At 64.0% G+C, this 15959-nt stretch carries 19 protein-coding genes; 13 read left to right on the forward strand and 6 right to left on the reverse strand.

Going from position 1 to position 15959, the window contains the following annotated elements; all coding sequences use genetic code 11:
- Positions 1-16: 16 nt before the first annotated feature.
- Positions 17-520, forward strand: a complete 504-nt coding sequence (locus RA25_RS01175; protein WP_039148943.1) for a hypothetical protein — start codon at positions 17-19, stop codon at positions 518-520.
- A 19-nt stretch (positions 521-539) separates the two neighbouring features.
- Here RA25_RS01175 and RA25_RS01180 read toward each other — a convergent pair whose 3' ends face one another.
- Positions 540-974 carry a DUF4174 domain-containing protein gene (locus RA25_RS01180; RefSeq protein WP_039148939.1) on the reverse strand — a complete coding sequence of 145 codons (435 nt, stop codon included), beginning with the start codon at positions 972-974 and terminating at the stop codon, positions 540-542.
- 177 nt (positions 975-1151) lie between these two features.
- Between RA25_RS01180 and RA25_RS01185 the strand changes: the two genes are divergently transcribed.
- The 3 genes from RA25_RS01185 to RA25_RS01195 all read left to right on the forward strand — a co-directional run bounded on the left by RA25_RS01185 (position 1152) and on the right by RA25_RS01195 (position 4962).
- Positions 1152-2084 (forward strand): hypothetical protein, encoded by a 933-nt coding sequence (locus RA25_RS01185; RefSeq protein ID WP_039169537.1) that lies wholly within the window; start codon positions 1152-1154, stop codon positions 2082-2084.
- A complete protein-coding gene (gene scpA / locus RA25_RS01190) occupies positions 2050-4179 on the forward strand; it encodes a methylmalonyl-CoA mutase (RefSeq protein WP_039148934.1) in 2130 nt (709 codons plus the stop codon). The genes RA25_RS01185 and scpA overlap by 35 nt, the downstream gene beginning before the upstream one ends.
- A 294-nt stretch (positions 4180-4473) precedes the next feature.
- Positions 4474-4962 (forward strand): MAPEG family protein, encoded by a 489-nt coding sequence (locus RA25_RS01195; protein WP_039169539.1) that lies wholly within the window; start codon positions 4474-4476, stop codon positions 4960-4962.
- 28 nt (positions 4963-4990) lie between these two features.
- Here RA25_RS01195 and RA25_RS01200 read toward each other — a convergent pair whose 3' ends face one another.
- Entirely contained in the window at positions 4991-5809 is an 819-nt protein-coding gene (locus RA25_RS01200) for an alpha/beta fold hydrolase (RefSeq protein WP_039169541.1), read from the reverse strand.
- Positions 5810-5857: 48 nt separating this feature from the next.
- Between RA25_RS01200 and RA25_RS01205 the strand changes: the two genes are divergently transcribed.
- From RA25_RS01205 to RA25_RS01240, 8 genes are all read left to right on the forward strand, one after another.
- A complete protein-coding gene (locus tag RA25_RS01205; RefSeq protein WP_039170270.1) occupies positions 5858-6172 on the forward strand; it encodes an ArsR/SmtB family transcription factor in 315 nt (104 codons plus the stop codon).
- Positions 6173-6258: 86 nt separating this feature from the next.
- Positions 6259-6867 carry a VOC family protein gene (locus tag RA25_RS01210; protein WP_039169542.1) on the forward strand — a complete coding sequence of 203 codons (609 nt, stop codon included), beginning with the start codon at positions 6259-6261 and terminating at the stop codon, positions 6865-6867.
- Entirely contained in the window at positions 6864-7385 is a 522-nt protein-coding gene (locus RA25_RS01215; protein ID WP_039169545.1) for a GNAT family N-acetyltransferase, read from the forward strand. Before RA25_RS01210 ends, RA25_RS01215 begins: the two co-directional genes overlap by 4 nt.
- A gap of 9 nt (positions 7386-7394) precedes the next feature.
- On the forward strand, positions 7395-8093 hold the full coding sequence (locus RA25_RS01220) for a molecular chaperone DjiA (protein WP_039148923.1): 699 nt from the start codon (positions 7395-7397) through the stop codon (positions 8091-8093).
- Entirely contained in the window at positions 8074-9069 is a 996-nt protein-coding gene (locus RA25_RS01225; RefSeq protein ID WP_039170273.1) for an endonuclease/exonuclease/phosphatase family protein, read from the forward strand. The genes RA25_RS01220 and RA25_RS01225 overlap by 20 nt, the downstream gene beginning before the upstream one ends.
- Before the next feature lie 232 nt (positions 9070-9301).
- Positions 9302-9559, forward strand: coding sequence for a YjhX family toxin (locus tag RA25_RS01230; protein ID WP_039169547.1), 258 nt, complete (start codon positions 9302-9304; stop codon positions 9557-9559).
- An 11-nt stretch (positions 9560-9570) separates the two neighbouring features.
- Positions 9571-10017, forward strand: coding sequence for a GNAT family N-acetyltransferase (locus RA25_RS01235; protein WP_039169548.1), 447 nt, complete (start codon positions 9571-9573; stop codon positions 10015-10017).
- Between the two features lie 64 nt (positions 10018-10081).
- Positions 10082-10603 (forward strand): GNAT family N-acetyltransferase, encoded by a 522-nt coding sequence (locus tag RA25_RS01240; protein ID WP_052254134.1) that lies wholly within the window; start codon positions 10082-10084, stop codon positions 10601-10603.
- A 105-nt stretch (positions 10604-10708) separates the two neighbouring features.
- Here the strand turns inward: RA25_RS01240 and RA25_RS01245 are convergent, their stop codons facing one another.
- Entirely contained in the window at positions 10709-11779 is a 1071-nt protein-coding gene (locus tag RA25_RS01245; protein WP_039169549.1) for a hypothetical protein, read from the reverse strand.
- Between the two features lie 149 nt (positions 11780-11928).
- Here RA25_RS01245 and RA25_RS01250 point away from each other — a divergent pair, with 149 nt between their 5' ends.
- Positions 11929-12309 carry a hypothetical protein gene (locus tag RA25_RS01250; RefSeq protein WP_019295670.1) on the forward strand — a complete coding sequence of 127 codons (381 nt, stop codon included), beginning with the start codon at positions 11929-11931 and terminating at the stop codon, positions 12307-12309.
- A 12-nt stretch (positions 12310-12321) separates the two neighbouring features.
- On the opposite strand, the gene RA25_RS01255 is transcribed toward RA25_RS01250, so the two are convergent.
- From RA25_RS01255 to RA25_RS01265, 3 genes are read right to left on the reverse strand one after another with little or no spacing between them, the layout of a single operon-like run.
- Complete coding sequence (locus RA25_RS01255) at positions 12322-13920, reverse strand: Ppx/GppA family phosphatase (RefSeq protein ID WP_019295669.1); 1599 nt, start codon at positions 13918-13920, stop codon at positions 12322-12324.
- A gap of 52 nt (positions 13921-13972) precedes the next feature.
- Positions 13973-14680 (reverse strand): HdaA/DnaA family protein, encoded by a 708-nt coding sequence (locus RA25_RS01260; protein WP_039169551.1) that lies wholly within the window; start codon positions 14678-14680, stop codon positions 13973-13975.
- Between the two features lie 4 nt (positions 14681-14684).
- Positions 14685-15773, reverse strand: coding sequence for an AI-2E family transporter (locus RA25_RS01265; protein ID WP_019295667.1), 1089 nt, complete (start codon positions 15771-15773; stop codon positions 14685-14687).
- Between the last annotated feature and the right edge of the window lie 186 nt (positions 15774-15959).

Below are 15959 nucleotides of genomic sequence, written 5' to 3' on the forward strand. Positions count from 1 at the left end.
CACTCCAAGGTGCCGCATGACCCGTCTCCTGACCTGTCTTTTGACCGTTCTGGCCGTCCTGTCCGCCTGCGCGCTGGACAAGGAGGAGGCGCTGCGCGCCCAGCTCTCCGCCTGGGTGGAGCTGGGGGAGACGTTCTTTTTCCAAAGCTCGATGAGCTGCACCGCAGCGGTGTTTCACACCGCGGAAAATCCGCGCATCACCTCGCTGGTGGACCGCGCGCGGTCCCTCAACACCGGCATGAAGATGCTGGAGGCCGGCAAGCCGGTGATGTTTGCGGTTTCGGGCAAATCCCCCAACGCGGTGACAGAGGACATCATGTCCCGCGACCTGCCGCAGGGGCTGGGGGTGCTGAACTCCGGGCTGGCAGGGGTCAGCTGCATGACCGATCTGGTCAAATCCGTCTACTATCAGGCGATCCGCAATCCGGGCTCCAGCCTGGTCTTCGTGCCGGAAACCGGCGCGATGGTGGTCCTGGACAAACAGGCGATGGCGCTGATCTACGTCCGCGGCAACGGCTGACCGGAACCGCCCGGCAGGCTCAGCCGCCGCGCCGTTCTTCCACTTCGCGCAGCCGTTCCGGGAACTTGTCGATGGTGCGGGACAGCTCGCGCACCGTCCAGGGATGCGGCTTCCTCAGCTTGACGCCGCCGTCCTTGCCCACCAGCACCAGCATGAACCCGCGCGGCCGCAGCTTCTTGCGCAGGGCCGACTTGGCAGCCGGATCGGTATCGGTCAGCACCACCACATCGCGCGTCTTCAGCGCCTCGATGCCCTCCATCAGCCGCTCCATCTGCTCATGGAACCGCGGGTCCTCGGGGCTGTCGGCAAACACCACCACCGGGCGGTGCGTCCACTGGAATTCCTCCAGCTCCACATCATACCCGGGCTGTATCAATTCAGGCGCACTGCCATCCGCCGCCGCAGCCGCCAGCGGCAGGAACCCTGCCAAAACAACGCTAAGGATTGCTCTCATAATCTCTCCTGTTGTGTTGAATATATGTGTGCCGGCGGCAAATGCGACTGTGAAATCCGCAGCTTGGCGAAAAAACATAAACGTTAACGGGATAATGAGGGGTTGCCGGCCATGATCGTGCCATTCCCCTTGACCGGGCTGCGGCCTGCGGCCCTCCATCAGAGGCCCCGTAACGCTATGAAAGTGATCCTGCACACCGGCGCGCACCGCTGCGCAACCACCTCGTTCCAGGAATACATGCGCCACAATGCGCAAGCCCTCGAAAAACAGGGTATCGGTTTCTGGGGGCCGTACCGCACCCGCAACGGGCTGTTCCACGGCATCCAGCCGGGGCCCGCGCCGGTGTCCGGCCGCAACCTGGTGCAGCGCGCCCAGGGCCGTCTGAAAATCCAGATGGCAGACAGCAGCGGCAAGGGCACCCGTCAGCTGCTGGTGAGCGAGGAAAACATGATCGGCTCGGTGCGCCAGAACCTGCGGCTCGGCGATCTCTACGGCGGTGTGGGCGAACGCATGGCACGCTTCTCCCAGGCATTCGGCGCCGCAGTCACCGATGTGGCGCTCTCGATCCGCAGCCTCGACAGCTACTGGACTTCGGCGCTGGCCTACGCAGTGGCCCGCGGCCACAAGCTGCCCTCCGCGGCCACGCTGGACCGGCTGGCGCAGTCGCCGCGCAGCTGGCGCGACGTGATCACCGACATTGCTGCCGCGATGCCGGATGTAAACCTGCATGTGCTGCCGTTTGAAACCTTCGGCACCCGGCCTGAGGCCGCACTGCAAGCGCTCACCGGCATCGAGGCGCCGCGCACCCACGCGCGGGTGCGCCTCAATGCCTCGCTCTGCCTGCAGGACCTGCGCGCCAGCCTGCCGTCCCGGGTGGCGGCCGGCCTGCCTGATGGCGCAGGCCGCTGGCGCCCCTTCGACGACGCGCAGACCGCATATCTGCGCGAGGCTTACGCCGACGACATCATGTGGCTGGCGGGCGGGGCGGACGGCCTCGCATCACTGGCACAGGACCCGGAAAAACAGGCGGCGGGCACGAACCCGCCCCGTATCGCACTGACAAGAGGAAGACCTGATGACAAACAAAGACGAATGGCGGGCTCTGGCTGAGAAAGAGCTGCGCGGACGGGCGGTCGACGACCTCAACTGGCAGACGCTGGAAGGCATCGAAGTCAAGCCGCTCTATACCGAAGACGATACCAGGGATCTGCCCCACATGGGCACGCTCCCCGGTTTTGGCCCCTTCACCCGCGGGGTGAAGGCCACCATGTATGCAGGCCGCCCCTGGACCATCCGCCAGTACGCGGGCTTCTCCACCGCCGAAGAATCCAACGCCTTCTACCGCCGCAACCTGGCCGCGGGCCAGCAGGGCGTCTCGGTCGCCTTCGACCTCGCCACCCACCGCGGCTATGACAGCGACCACCCGCGCGTGGTCGGCGATGTCGGCAAGGCCGGCGTGGCCATCGATTCAGTTGAGGACATGAAAATCCTGTTCGACGGCATCCCGCTCGACAAGGTCTCGGTCTCGATGACCATGAACGGCGCGGTGATCCCGGTTCTGGCGTCTTTCATTGTCGCGGGCGAGGAGCAGGGCCACGACAAGAGCCTGCTGGCGGGCACCATCCAGAACGACATCCTCAAGGAGTTCATGGTCCGCAACACATATATCTATCCGCCGAAACCCTCGATGCGGATCATCTCGGACATTATTGAGTACACCTCGAACGAGATGCCCAAGTTCAACTCCATCTCGATCTCCGGCTACCACATGCAGGAGGCCGGCGCGAACCTGGTGCAGGAGCTGGCCTATACCATCGCCGACGGCCGCGAATACGTGCGCGCCGCACTGGATGCCGGCATGGACGTGGACAAATTCGCAGGCCGCCTGTCGTTCTTCTTTGCGATCGGCATGAACTTCTTCATGGAAATCGCCAAGCTGCGCGCCGCCCGCACCCTGTGGCACAGGGTGATGACCGAGTTCGGCGCCAAGTCCGAACGCTCCAAGATGCTGCGCACCCACTGCCAGACCTCGGGCGTGTCGCTGCAGGAGCAGGACCCCTACAACAACGTGATCCGCACCGCCTATGAGGCGATGTCGGCGGTTCTCGGCGGCACCCAGTCGCTGCACACCAACGCGCTGGACGAAGCCATCGCGCTGCCCACCGATTTCTCCGCCCGCATCGCCCGCAACACCCAGCTGGTGCTGCAGGAGGAAACCGGCGTCACAAATGTGGTCGATCCGCTGGCCGGCTCCTACTACATCGAAAGCCTCACGGCGGAACTGGTGGAGAAGGCCTGGGCGCTGATGGAAGAGGTCGAGGAGATGGGCGGCATGACCAAGGCCGTCGAGAGCGGCATGCCCAAGCTGCGCATCGAGGAATCGGCCGCCCGCCGCCAGGCGATGATCGACCGCGGCGACGAGGTTGTGGTTGGCGTCAACAAGTACCGCAAGGACAAGGAAGACCCGATCGACATTCTGGATGTCGACAACCACGCGGTGCGCGACGCCCAGATCGCCCGCCTGCAGAAGATGCGCGAGACCCGCGACGAGGCTGCCTGCCAGGCGGCGCTCGATGAACTGACCCGCCGCGCCGCATCAGGCGAGGGCAACCTTCTGGAAGCCGCAGTCGAAGCCGCCCGCGCGCGGGCCTCAGTCGGAGAGATCTCCATGGCAATGGAAAAGGAATTCGGCCGCCACCGCGCGGAAGTCAAAACCCTGGCCGGCGTCTATGGCGCGGCGTATGAGGGCGACGAGGGCTTTGCCGCGATCCAGAAATCGATCGAGGAGTTCGCCGAGGAAGAAGGCCGCCGCCCGCGTCTGCTGGTGGTCAAGATGGGCCAGGACGGCCACGACCGCGGCGCCAAGGTGATCGCCACCGCCTTTGCCGATATTGGCTTTGACGTCGACGTGGGCCCGCTGTTCCAGACCCCGGAAGAGGCCGCCCAGGACGCCATCGACAACGACGTCCACGTGATCGGCATCTCCTCCCAGGCGGCAGGCCACAAGACACTGGCGCCGCAGTTGGTCGAGGCGCTGAAAGCCGAAGGCGCAGGCGACATCATCGTGATCTGCGGCGGCGTCATTCCGCAGCAGGATTACGAGTTCCTCTACTCCAAAGGCGTCAAGGCGATCTTCGGCCCCGGCACCAACATCCCCGAGGCCGCCCAGGACATCCTGCGCCTGATCCGCGAGGCCCGCGCGTAAGCAAACACTGCATCTGCGGGGCAGGGGAGGTCCTCCCGCACCCGCAGGTGCCCGCCCTTCGGGCCGCCCCCTTGGCGGCTTTGGGTCCGGCAGCCCGCCCCGATGGGGCGGGCTGCCTGCATCGCGCACAGGCGCGATGCCGCGCCCAACCGGCGCGGATGGGCCTTTGGCTCAGTCAAGCGCCGGGCGGGAGTGCCCGTTGCTTTAGAAACATGGTGCCGCTTGCCGCAGCTTTCCGCCGGGTCTGATACGCCATGCCTTGGCAAACCGTAGCGGCGGTGATTGAGTGGCGCCATGCAGCGCAGCAAACGCCCCCGGATCCTTATCGGCATGGCCATCGGCGCCCTCTGGGGCCTGCTAGTTGTTGGCCTGCCGCAATGGCTGGGCCTGCCCTATATCCCGGCCCCCATCGCATTGCCCGGCGCCTTCCTCGCGCCGGGGCTGGTGCTGGTGCTGATCATCGGCCGCCTGGCGCAGCGGCGGTTCTTCGATGACGCCATCATCGACGGAGAGCCCTTCGCCCCCGGCTCCCCGGCCGAGATCGACCAGCGCGTGCTGACCAACAGCATCGAGCAGCTGGTGCTGGCACTTGCCATCTGGCCCTTTGCCGCCGTCACCCTGGGCGGCGCCGTAGCCATCGCCCTCGGCCTTTCCTTCGCCGTCATGCGGCTGTTGTTCTGGGGCGGCTACCACCTGTCGCCGCCTTTGCGGGGGCTAGGCTTTGCCGGGACGTTTTACCCGACGGTGATTGCCGGGATCTGGGCGCTGGCGGTTTGGATGTGAAGGGCGGGCCGGAACAGTCCGCAGGGCGTTAGCCGGTACCAGCCTGCCCAAGCATCGCCGCCACAATGGCCTCCGGGCAGTCTTCTTGAAGCAGGTGCCCGGCGCGAGGAACCGGCTGGCACGGCGTGTCGGCGATCAAACCGGCCAGCTCATGCCCCTTGGCAATCGGGATCCATTGATCCTCTTCCCCCCACAGCACCTTGACCGGGCAGTCCAGCAACCGGTACTGCGGCTCGATCTCGTCAGTAAACGCCTGATCCATCTGCGCAATCTGCCGGTAAAAGGCCGCCTGACCGGTCTCTCCCGTCCAGGGCGACGCATAGATGTCCAGCGCCTCTTCGCTGAGCGTCTGATGGGCCGCTGTTTGCAGATAGGCGCGCAGAAGGGCCTGATGCATATAGTCCGGCATCCCGGCAAAGGCAGCCTCGTGTTTCTTCACATGCTGCACAAGGGGAGAGCCCCAGGGCTGCAGCGCCACCGCGTCGAAAATCGTCAGCGAGGCATAGCGCAGCCCGTTCAGGAAATACCCCCGCAGCGCAGTTGCTCCGCCGAAATCATGGGCCAGCACATGCGGCCGCTCCAGCCCCCACTCCTTGAACAGCGCCGCGAGTATCCGGTTTTGCACGCCTAGCGATACATCTTGCCCGTCGTGCATTTCAGACTGCCCATAACCGGCCATGTCAAAGAAATAGACCGTCCAGCGGTGTTTCAGATGCGGCACGATCCTGCGCCAGACCTGCGAGGAAAACGGGGTGCCATGCAGGGCAACAAGCGCCGGCCCGGTGCCTTCTTTGCCCCAGCGTATGGTGTTCCCCTCAATTTCGCTCGTGTGTTTCAACTGCAGCATGGCGATTCTCACATTGTAAATTAGCTAAATGACGAAATGAATGGATGCATGGACAGGTCAACACAAATCAAGGCGCTGGCAAGCAGCACCAGAATGGAGGTTCTGCGCCTGCTTGCGGAGCCGGGCAAGCGCTTCGGCAGCCAATGGTCCGCTGACCCGGTGGAGTTCGGGGTTTGCATGACGCTGATTGCTGAGGCCTTGGAAGTGTCGCAGCCCACGGCAAGCCGGCATTTGGATATTCTGCGGCAGGCGGGGTTCATCACCGTTCGCAAACACCAGAAATGGTCATACTGCCAGCGGGATGAGGCTGTGATCCGCGACTATCTTCAATGGCTGGGGCAGGAACTGGCAGTGGCCGGATAGCATACCAAACCGCGGCATTCCCCCAGGTCCCGCCTTGCACCCCGCCGCAACCCGGCTAGTCTCACGCGCAAAAGGGGAGGGCAGACATGATACTCGATCACCTGGCAGTGGCCGGCGCAACGCTGGAAGAGGCCGTTGCCCATACCGAAGAGGCGCTCGGCATCGCCCTCGGCCCCGGCGGCTCTCATGCCCGCTATGGCACCCATAACCGGCTGACCGGGCTGGAGGACGGGCTCTATCTGGAGGCCATCGCCATCGACCCGGATACCCAGCCGCTGGAGCAGCCGCGCTGGTTCAACCTGGACCGCTTCGCAGGCCCCGCGCGGCTCAATAACTGGATCCTGCGCAGCGAAGATCTGGAAGCGGAGAAACCCGTGCTGCCGCCCCATGCGCAGCGCCACGTGCAAATGCAGCGCGGGGACTTGCGCTGGCTGATGACGGTGCCCGCGGACGGCCTGCTACCTTATGATAACTTCTTTCCCGCAGTCCTGCAGTGGCAGGCCGACCCGCCCGCTGCGAAACTGCCGCAATCGAACTGCCGCCTGACCCGCCTGATCCTCAGCCACCCGGAGGCCTCTGATTTACAGACCGCGCTTGACACCATCCTCAACGACCCGCGCCTGAAGGTCGAACAGGGCGCGCCGGCAATGATGGCGGAATTTGACACGCCGCATGGGCCGCGGGTGCTCCGATGATCATCCGCTCCGCAACCGAGGCTGATGCCGAAGCCGTCTGCGCCATCGCCAACTGGGTGATCCGCGACACGCTGGCGACGTTCAACTCCATTGAAAAGACCCCGGAACAGGTGAGGGAGCAGATCACGGCGAGCAACGGCGCCTATCTGGTGGCGGAACAGGACGGGGAAATCCTCGGCCACGCGCATTTCTTCCCGTTCCGCCCGGGCCCCGGCTACCGCTTCACCGCTGAGCACACCATCCATCTGCTGCCCGCGGCGCAGGGGCAGGGCACCGGCCGCCGCCTGATGCATGCATTGGAGAATAAGGCCAAGGAGGCGGGCATCCACGTCCTGATCGCCAGCGTCAGCAGTGCCAACCCCGCAGCCATCGCCTTTCACGCCGCCCTCGGCTACGTGGAAACCGCCCGGATGCCGGAGCTTGGCTGCAAGAACAACCTCTGGCTCGACACTGTTTTCATGCAGAAAATCCTGACACCGGGTATTCCCGCCCCTGACAGTGCCGCCAATCCCGGATAGGCTCGCCCCATGTCACTCTGGACCCGCATATCCGACGCGCTGGCCGCGCTTGCCGCAGGTGAAAGCCTCACCGACGTCTTTGACAAGCTGCGCGCGCCGCCTGAACGCACCGTGGCCTTTGCCATTGCCGTCATCGCGCTTGGCGCCAAGATGGCCAAGGCCGACGGCCAAGTCACCCGCGATGAGGTCACCGCCTTCCGCGAGGTGTTCCAGATCGCACGGGATGACGAGGCCGGCGCCGCCCGCGTCTTTAACATGGCGCGCACCGATGTGGCCGGTTACCAGGAATACGCCCGCCGCATCCAGCGGATGTTCGGCAACGACCCCACCACGCTGTGTGACTTGATGGAGGGGCTGTTTCACATCGCCATGGCGGATGGCTTCTACCACCCGGGCGAAAACGAGTTCCTGGAGGAGGTGAGCCGCATCTTCGGCCAGACTCCGCAGCAGTTCCAGGCCCTGCGCGCGCGCTTCGTGCCGGATGCGCCCAAGGACCCCTACACCGTGCTGGGCGTCTCGCCTGAGATGACCCGCGAGGAGATCCGCAAGCACTGGCGCCAGCTGGTGCGCGACACCCACCCGGATGCAATGATCGCCCGCGGGGTGCCGGAAGAGGCGGTGCGGCTGGCGGAGAAGCGGATGATCGACATCAACCGCGCCTGGGATGAAATCAGCGGATGCGGCGGCAATGCGGCTGGCCACGTATAACATCGAATGGTTCGCCTATCTGTTCGATAAGGACGACAAGCTGATGCTGGACGCCAAGCCCTCGGGCGTGCATGGCGTCGACCGCTACACCCAAGGCCGCGCCATCGCCCATGTGCTGCAGCGCATCGACGCCGATGCCATCATGGTGGTCGAGGCGCCCAACACCGGCCGCAGCCAGCGCACCACCCGCGCCCTGGAAAACTTCGCCGCTGAGGCAGGCCTCAGGGCGCGCGAAGCGGTCAGCGGCTTTCCGAATGACACCCATCAGGAAATTGCGCTGCTTTATGATCCGGATGTGCTGGACGCGGTGCATGATGCGCGCTCCAGCCCCGCCGCACCGCGGTTTGACGGGGTGTTCGAGATCGACCTCGACGTGGATGAGCGGCTGGACCAGGTTGCGTTCTCCAAACCGCCGCTGGAACTGGCGGTGACTACCAAGGGCGGAACTGCCCTGCGGCTGATCGGCGCGCATCTGAAATCCAAGGCGCCGCATGGGGCCAGAACGCCGGAGGCTATCACTGCCGCCGCCATCGCCAACCGCCGCAAGCAGCTGGCGCAGGCGATCTGGCTGCACCGCCGGGTCGAGGAGCACGCCGCCGCAGGTGAGCATGTGATGGTGCTGGGCGATCTCAACGACGGCCCCGGTCTCGACCAGTACGAACAGCTGTTCGGCCAGTCCTCGGTGGAGATCGTGATGGGCGATCTGCTGCACGACCCTCACGCGCAAAGCCTGCTTCAGCCGCGCCCGGACATCCCGCCCAGCACCTCGCGGTTCTATAATGCGGAAACCAAACGCTTCACCCGGGCGCTCTTGGACTATGTGATGATCTCGCAAAGCCTGATGGGCCTGCGCCCCCAATGGCGCATCTGGCACCCGTTTGAGGACGGCGAATGCTACGCCGACGCAGAGATGCGACAGGCGCTGCTGGATGCCTCTGACCATTTCCCGGTGACGCTGGATATCGAGCTGGGGTGAGGCAGGCATAGAGTATGCCTGCTGTTCATGGCCTTGACAGTTTGCAGACCGCTGCTTAAATGGCCCATGCACGAGGGCATGATGCCTCTTGCGATGGAGATTTTATGAAAGAGCCCCGGGCCTAACGCCCGTTCCTGGCGAAACTCACAGGAACACCCGCAAAGATAGGCACACTCACGCGCTGACGCTGAGTGATCCTGTTTCTGTGCTTTCATAAAATCGAGACATCCCAATGAACATCTCAAAGCACGAGCAACGTGTTTTGCATGAACTCGCCCTGGGCGGCGAGATTAAATACGCGCGCGGCGACAACGGCAAAGTGCACTCCGTCCAGTGTTTTACACGCGACGGCTTTGTCCTCTCCGCTTGCACGATGGACGTGTTCAAGCGCCTCAAGGACAAGCGCTTCATCAAATCGAAGAACGGCAGCCCCTATCGCATCACGCATTTAGGGAACCAATCCGTGCGCGCCCAAATGAACCAGCGATAGGACAGAGGAAGATGACAGATAACACGTTCTCTATCCGCCCCTATCATGCCGATGACACGGATGCGGTGATTGCCGTCTGGCAAAGGGCCAACGCGCTCGCGCATCCGTTCCTCAGCCCGGACTTCGTGGCAGAAGTGCAGCAGGCCATGCGCAGCATCTATCTGCCAAACGCGGAAACCTGGGTGCTGGAGGAAGCAGGCACCGTCATCGGTTTCATTGCATTGCTTGGCAATGAAATCGGCGGCCTGTTTCTGGAGCCGTCCAGACACGGCCGGGGATACGGCAGGGCGCTGGTTGATCATGCGGTGGCTTTGAAAGGGCCGCTGAAGGTCGAGGTCTTTCGAGACAACACCATCGGGCGGCCGTTCTACGAACGCTACGGCTTCGAATTTGCCGGGGAGGGGCTGCACGAACCCTCCGGACAGGTGAGCCGGAAGATGGCGATGCCCGGTGCCTGACCACCATTCAACAGGCCGTCCCTTGCGCGGGGCGGCCACACCATTCATCCAAAGGAGACCAGAAATGGACAACATGGAAAAAGAAAACATCATCAACGTTCACCGCCGTGCTTTCGGCCCGGACGAAGGGCCGGAGATCGCAAAGCTTGCAGAAATCTTCCTTGATCACCCGGACACCATCTCAATCAGTGTCAGCCGCGATGGCAAGACCGCGGGCAACGTGCTGTTCACGCCCTTCGTTTTTGAGGACCACCCGGACGCAAAATGCTGCCTGCTCGCGCCCTGCGGCGTATTGCCGGAGTTTCAGGGCCATGGCGTCGGCAAGGAGCTGATGGAAACCAGCATCGCGCACCTAAAGTCCGCGGGCTTTGACGCAGTGTTCGTGCTGGGCGTCCCCGCATTCTATCCCCGCTACGGCTTTGTCCCGACGGACAAGCAGACACCGTACCCGGATCTGCTGACCATGCCGGAATCCTGGATGGCGCTGGAGCTGACCGCCGGAACAGTCGCAAAGCTGAGCGGCAGGACAAAGGCGATCCCTGAGTTCATGCAGCCCGCGATGTGGGACACCTCCGCGTACGGCTAAGCGCAGAAGCCCTGCATCTGAACGCTGCGGGGCCTCATCCGCTGCAAAACGGCGGAGTGCCCCAACTGCGTTCCACAGAAGGCCGGTGCCAAATGCGCGCCGGCCTTACTTCTCCAGCTTGAAGCGGCTTGGGTCTGGGTTGATCTTGTTGACCAGCTTCTTCGCCCGTTTTTCCAGATCCGCGTCCAGCTTCTTGGTTGCTTCATCGGTCTTGGCCTTAATGGCTTTCTTGTCGGGTTTCTTGTCCTTGGCTTCGGCCTTGGCATCCTTTTCGGCCTGCTCCTTGGCCTTCTTGCGTTCTTCATCGACCTTGGCCTTGGCCGCCTTGAACTTCTTGTCGAACAGGGATTTGTAGTTCGACTCGATTTCAGAGTTCCGCTTCAGCTTCTTGCCCTTGGCCAGGCCCTCTGTCAGGGCGACGTAGTTCGCGTAATTCTCCACGCAGGCCTTGACCTCTGTATCGCTGCGCCCGGGGCGGGTTTTTTTGACGACGTCGCCCTTGCCGACGCCCCCCTTCACTGCCTTGCGGGGCAATTCCACATGCCAGGGATCATCCGGCGCCAGGTTCGGCTTGGTTCCGGCCCAGTTTGCCAGTTTGGCGCTTTTGACCGCATCGGCCCATTCCTTGGCAAAGTCCGAATAGGACATGATCCCCCAGACCTCCTTCTTCTCGTCGAGATGATCGGCGTGGGAATATTTCGCTGGGAAAAATTTGAGCAGGTTGGTCTTCTTGTGCGGGACGGTTTTCGACTTCCCGGCCCGTGTCGCAGTGACCGGAACATGGATCGCAGCGCGCCGCATATGGGCGGAGGAGCAGGTGCTGGACCAGCCCTTGATCGCGTAATAGGCCTGTTCATTGGCGGTTCTGAGCCCGCTGCTTTCGACATTGTCGCTGATCGCCGCGCTGAAGCTGGGAATGCGCTTTTCCAGCTCGGCTTTCTTATTGGCCAGTTCCTTGGCGTCCGGCTTGCCGCCTTTGGCCTCCTTCTTGGCCTTCTTTTCCAGCTCGGCCTTGGCCTGCTTGACCGCTTCCTTCCGGGCTTTGGTGAAGGCTGCGTTCAGTTTCGGAACCAGTTTGCCGGCCCGTTCACGCACGGTTTTGGCCAGCTCATCGGTCAGCTTCTTGGTATCGTCTTTCTTGTCCGCGGCCTTGTCTTCGGTTTTTGGAGCTCCCATCGTTACTTGCCTCCTGATCTGACGATCCCCGGCAGAGGTTTGCGTCAAACAGGGTAGTTGCCACCCCGGCCGGCAGGCAACAGTTAAGTTGCCGCCAATCCTGCAGTCTTCCCCTGTTACACCCCGCATCAGGCCCCTATATTAGCCCCATGAAACACCTCATCCTGCCTGCCGCCCTCCTTGCCCTGATGTCCGCGCCGCTTTCCGCCCAGGAAGCGGAAGAGGAGGGGACCGGCCCCTCGCTGATGGAGCGCGGAGCGGAGCTGTTCTGGGAAGGGCTGCGCCAGGAAATGGCGCCGGCGCTTGAGGACCTGCAGGGCATGATGGAGGAGATTGGCCCCTCGATGGGTGCCTTCCTGGCAGAGATGGGGCCTGCACTGGCGGAGATCGCCAAGGAAGTGGAGGACTGGAGCGCTTATGAGCTGCCGGAAATCCTGCCCAACGGCGACATCATCATCCGCAAAAAGCCCAAGGACAACGCGCCCGCCAAGGAAGACAAGGGTGAAGACGAGGGCGTCACCGAAATCTGACGCCCGCGCTGATTATTCTTGCGCCTGTTCCGGCTCGGGTTCCGGTGCGGGTTTGACAAAGCGCAGGTCAATCTCCGCATCCAGCGCCTTGGCCAGCGACTTCAGCCGCGACTCCGCCACCTCGCCGTACAGCGGCCGTGCGGTGTCCGGCAGATCCACATGCAGCACCCGCTTGCGCGGCTGCCAGCGCAAAGACCCGATGTCGCCGTTGCCGGTCACCATCAGCATGGCGCCGAACCGCATCGCCTTGCCCAGCACCTCCGCCTCGTGCTGGCCCTTTTCGTCCAACAGATCATAGAGATACTCGAAAGAGCTGCCGTGCCGCTTGTTGCTGTAGCGGTGCAAGAGCGCCAGGCCCAGGAACACCCTTTCGGAATGTTTGAGCCCGCCCAGGTTGGCGCGGGTGGCGTTGTCGAAACAGACCTCGGCGCGGTAGTCGGGATGCGCCCGCCAGCTGACGTCATGCAGCAGGCAGGCCGCCTTGACCAGCCGCCGCTTGCTGTGCCTCGCGCCGCTGAAGATCGGGCTTACGAAATCATAAAGCGTCTTGCCGAAGCCAGGGACGCGCGCGTCCTTCATCTCGGCAAAACGGGAGGCCTCGACCAGCGGGTCGCGGGCGCGCAGCCGCTGCGGCATCTGTTCGTACAGCAGGCCCTCGCGGATGCCATAACTGGAGACTGCAATATCCTTGGGTTTGAAGGTCTTCACGAGCCGGGTCAGCACGTCGATCGCATAGGGCACCAGCGACATCCGGCTGGAGGAAACCCCGCAGGCGCCGCGCAGCTTGTCCAGATCGCTGGTCTCGATAAAGCGGGCGGTTTCGCGCACATCCTTGGCGGACATCCGGTATTCATGCAGCACCTTCAAGGGGTAGCCGCGCCGGTGCATGTCGATGCGGGCAATCGCCCGCCAGCTGCCGCCGACCAGGAACAGACGGTCGCGCTGCGGGCCCATTTCGCCCTTCAGCCGTTCGATCACTTCCTTGATGTGTTCCTTGCGGCCCCTGCGCCCGCCCTTGACGTCGCGCAGTTTCAAGGGTCCAAGCGAGGACGTCACCCGGCGGCCGACGGAGTTCTCCTGGATCTCAGCCAGCTCCATTGACGACCCGCCGATGTCGCAGACCAGCCCATAGGCGCCGGGCCAGCCCAGAAGCACGCCCTGTGCCGACAGACGCGCCTCTTCGCGGCCGTCAATGATGTGGATTTTCAGCCCGGTCTCGCGCAGCACCTCGTCGCAGAACTCCGGCCCGTCTTCCGCTTCGCGCACCGCCGCTGTGGCAATGGCTGACAGCGGCGGCAGCCCCATGCCCTGGGCCAGATGCTGGAACCGGCGCAGCGCTGACAGGGCGCGGGCGCGGCCCTCGGGGTTCAGCCGGCCGCTTTCGGACAGGCCGGCCCCCAGCGCGCACATGATCTTCTCGTTGTAGAAATAGGCCGGGCTGCGGGCGGCGCCGTCAAACACCACCAGGCGGACCGAGTTGGAGCCGACATCGACCACTCCCACCCGGGACAGCGCCCGGGCCTTGGGGTCATCAAAGATCGGACGCCCGAAGGGGCCCCAATCAGTTGCGGCGGCGGTGGCAGCGGCGGCGGGGTCCTGGGACAGGTTCATGAGGGCTCCGTCTTGCGATCCGCGGTCAGGATGGGGCATGGGCGGGCAGCGGTCAACCGCTTGCGGATGCGTCATTTTCTGCGGCCTCTTCGCGCACTTCAGACAGCGCCCGCACCGCCAGGGGGCGGGTCAGGCTGCGTTTTTCCGCCAGCGACAGCTGGTCCAGCCGCCGCACGATCTGCGCCGCGGCGGCAAAGGAGCGGTCCATATGCGCCACCAGATAGGGAATCACATCCGGTTTCGGGGTGATCTGGCGGTCGTTGAACAGCTTGGCCAGCACCACTGCCAGCAGCTGGTCGTCGGGCGGCTGCAGTTCGGCATGGGTGGCGGCTTGCACCCGGCTTTGCAGGTCGGGCAGCGTCAGCCCCCAGAGGTTCGGCGCGCCGCGCCCGGTCATCACCAGCGAAAGGCCCTGCGCCAGCACCAGATTATGCAGATGGAACAGGGCGTTCTGCTGCTCTGGATCATCCGCGATCTGCGGGACGTCCTCGACCACCACCGGGCCTTGCGCCAGCTCCGGCACCATCTGTTCGCTCAGGCCTGCGGCGGGGAGGATGCGGGCGCCGGTCTGGCTGGCCCAGACATGCGCCAGATGGGTCTTGCCCGCGCCCTTGGGGCCGGTCAGCACCAGCTTGCCGCTGGGCCAGGCGAACTGCGGGTCCAAGAGCGCCACCGCCATCGCATTGGAAGGCGCGACAAAGAAATCCTCCCGCCCCAGCGCCGGTTTCGCCGGGAGATCAAAGCTCAGCTGCTGTGCCATCGGTTTACTCCGCGCCCGCGTCCCGCTTGACAGCAGTGGGATGGCTCTGGCCCTGATACAGGCGGCTGTCCAGGTACTGTTCGGTCAGGAAGCGGGCGATCACCCCCAGCGCCGCGGCCACGGGCACGGCAACCAGCATGCCGACAAAGCCGAACAGCGCCCCGAACACCGACAATGCCAGCAGCAGCCACACCGGGTGCAGGCCGACAGAGCCGCCCACCAGCTTGGGGGTCAGGAAGTTGCCCTCTGCCACCTGGCCGATGGCAAAGACCGCGGCAACCAGCCCGATCGACACCCAGTCGCCCCAGAACTGGAACAGCGCCAGGCCAATGGCCAGCGCGCCGCCAATGAGGGCGCCGAGATAGGGGATAAAGGTGACCAGCCCGGCGATGAAGCCGACGGCAAGGCCAAAGTTCAGCCCCACCAGCATCAGCGCCACCGCGTAATAGGTGCCAAGGATCAGGCAGACGGTGCCCATGCCGCGGATGAAGGACGCCAGCACCGCGTCGATCTCGCCGGCGATGCGGCGGATCACCGGCTGGTGGTCACGCGGCAGCAGCTCATCAATGCGGGCGACCATCCGGTCCCAGTCCAAGAGCAGATAGACCGCCACTACCGGCACGATCACCAGCAGGATCACGATGTTGAGGAAGGACGCCGCCCCGCCCAGCACCGATTGCAGTACCTCCACCGCGCGTGATTGCAGCGTCTGCGCAAAGGAGGTCACCGCTTGGTGAATGCGGCTGTTCTCCTCGAAGATCGAGGGGAAATGCTCAATCGCAAAGGTGCGTGCGTCGCGCACCAGCTGCGGCAGCACCTGGGCCAGGTCGATCATCTGCGCAATCAGCGTCGGCACCACGACCACCAGCAGCAGCAGGAAGATCAGCAGCGTGCCCACCGTGATCGTGGCGGTGGCGCCAGTGCGGCTCATGCCCCAGGCCTCCAGCCGGTCGGCAACCGGGTCAATCATATAGGCGATGGCGGCGCCGAGGATGAAGGGCATCAGCACATTGCCAAGCGCCCACATCACCACCGCAAAGACGATGGCGGCAATGCCCCAGTATTTCAGCTGCTGTTTTGCCGGTAAGGCCATGGTCCGCGTGCCGCCTCTGGTCCGTTTGCATCAGGTTCCTGGCGCCAGTCTTTCCTGATGGGGCAGGGGCTTGCAAGGGGGCAGGGCGATTCCCCTGTGGGCAAGGCGGGGATAAGGCGGAAAAGGCCGGGGGCAAGTTAAGGAAATGTTGCGCCCGGCCGCAGGCTGGGCAGCGCCCGCCCTCTC

The sequence above is a fragment of the Leisingera sp. ANG-S5 genome, assembly GCF_000813925.1.
Classification (GTDB): domain Bacteria; phylum Pseudomonadota; class Alphaproteobacteria; order Rhodobacterales; family Rhodobacteraceae; genus Leisingera.

What these genes read in the sequence shown, in the direction of transcription:
- RA25_RS01175 (WP_039148943.1), top strand. Translation starts at nt 17, where the DNA reads ATGACCCGTCTCCTGACCTGTCTTTTGACCGTTCTGGCCGTCCTGTCC.
- RA25_RS01180 (WP_039148939.1), bottom strand. Translation starts at nt 974, where the DNA reads ATGAGAGCAATCCTTAGCGTTGTTTTGGCAGGGTTCCTGCCGCTGGCG.
- RA25_RS01185 (WP_039169537.1), top strand. Translation starts at nt 1,152, where the DNA reads ATGAAAGTGATCCTGCACACCGGCGCGCACCGCTGCGCAACCACCTCG.
- scpA (WP_039148934.1), top strand. Translation starts at nt 2,050, where the DNA reads ATGACAAACAAAGACGAATGGCGGGCTCTGGCTGAGAAAGAGCTGCGC.
- RA25_RS01195 (WP_039169539.1), top strand. Translation starts at nt 4,474, where the DNA reads ATGCAGCGCAGCAAACGCCCCCGGATCCTTATCGGCATGGCCATCGGC.
- RA25_RS01200 (WP_039169541.1), bottom strand. Translation starts at nt 5,809, where the DNA reads ATGCTGCAGTTGAAACACACGAGCGAAATTGAGGGGAACACCATACGC.
- RA25_RS01205 (WP_039170270.1), top strand. Translation starts at nt 5,858, where the DNA reads ATGGACAGGTCAACACAAATCAAGGCGCTGGCAAGCAGCACCAGAATG.
- RA25_RS01210 (WP_039169542.1), top strand. Translation starts at nt 6,259, where the DNA reads ATGATACTCGATCACCTGGCAGTGGCCGGCGCAACGCTGGAAGAGGCC.
- RA25_RS01215 (WP_039169545.1), top strand. Translation starts at nt 6,864, where the DNA reads ATGATCATCCGCTCCGCAACCGAGGCTGATGCCGAAGCCGTCTGCGCC.
- RA25_RS01220 (WP_039148923.1), top strand. Translation starts at nt 7,395, where the DNA reads ATGTCACTCTGGACCCGCATATCCGACGCGCTGGCCGCGCTTGCCGCA.
- RA25_RS01225 (WP_039170273.1), top strand. Translation starts at nt 8,074, where the DNA reads ATGCGGCTGGCCACGTATAACATCGAATGGTTCGCCTATCTGTTCGAT.
- RA25_RS01230 (WP_039169547.1), top strand. Translation starts at nt 9,302, where the DNA reads ATGAACATCTCAAAGCACGAGCAACGTGTTTTGCATGAACTCGCCCTG.
- RA25_RS01235 (WP_039169548.1), top strand. Translation starts at nt 9,571, where the DNA reads ATGACAGATAACACGTTCTCTATCCGCCCCTATCATGCCGATGACACG.
- RA25_RS01240 (WP_052254134.1), top strand. Translation starts at nt 10,082, where the DNA reads ATGGACAACATGGAAAAAGAAAACATCATCAACGTTCACCGCCGTGCT.
- RA25_RS01245 (WP_039169549.1), bottom strand. Translation starts at nt 11,779, where the DNA reads ATGGGAGCTCCAAAAACCGAAGACAAGGCCGCGGACAAGAAAGACGAT.
- RA25_RS01250 (WP_019295670.1), top strand. Translation starts at nt 11,929, where the DNA reads ATGAAACACCTCATCCTGCCTGCCGCCCTCCTTGCCCTGATGTCCGCG.
- RA25_RS01255 (WP_019295669.1), bottom strand. Translation starts at nt 13,920, where the DNA reads ATGAACCTGTCCCAGGACCCCGCCGCCGCTGCCACCGCCGCCGCAACT.
- RA25_RS01260 (WP_039169551.1), bottom strand. Translation starts at nt 14,680, where the DNA reads ATGGCACAGCAGCTGAGCTTTGATCTCCCGGCGAAACCGGCGCTGGGG.
- RA25_RS01265 (WP_019295667.1), bottom strand. Translation starts at nt 15,773, where the DNA reads ATGGCCTTACCGGCAAAACAGCAGCTGAAATACTGGGGCATTGCCGCC.